1 protein-coding gene is annotated in these 253 nt (G+C 63.2%); it reads right to left on the reverse strand.

Going from position 1 to position 253, the window contains the following annotated elements; translation table 11 throughout:
- Window positions 1-54: 54 nt before the first annotated feature.
- A complete protein-coding gene (locus R0J87_RS22615) occupies window positions 55-213 on the reverse strand; it encodes a YqaE/Pmp3 family membrane protein (protein WP_498889143.1) in 159 nt (52 codons plus the stop codon).
- Between the last annotated feature and the right edge of the window lie 40 nt (window positions 214-253).

Below are 253 nucleotides of genomic sequence, written 5' to 3' on the forward strand. Positions count from 1 at the left end.
CTCCAACGACGGGTGGTCGGCCCTTTGCGAGAAGGCAGGGGCTTGCCGCCGCCGTTACTTGCGGGCGATCACCCAGACGGCGTGCACGATGCCGGGGATGTAGCCCAGGATCGTCAGCAGGATGTTCAGCCAGAAGTGACCGCCGATGCCGACCTGCAGGAACACGCCGAGCGGCGGCAGCAGGATCGCCAGAATGATGCGAACGAGGTCCATGGTCGTTCACCGTGCCCTTTGAACAATAACACCAACACCG

Origin of the sequence: Halomonas sp. SIMBA_159, from assembly GCF_046536035.1 — a bacterium.
Taxonomy (GTDB): domain Bacteria; phylum Pseudomonadota; class Gammaproteobacteria; order Pseudomonadales; family Halomonadaceae; genus Vreelandella; species Vreelandella venusta_A.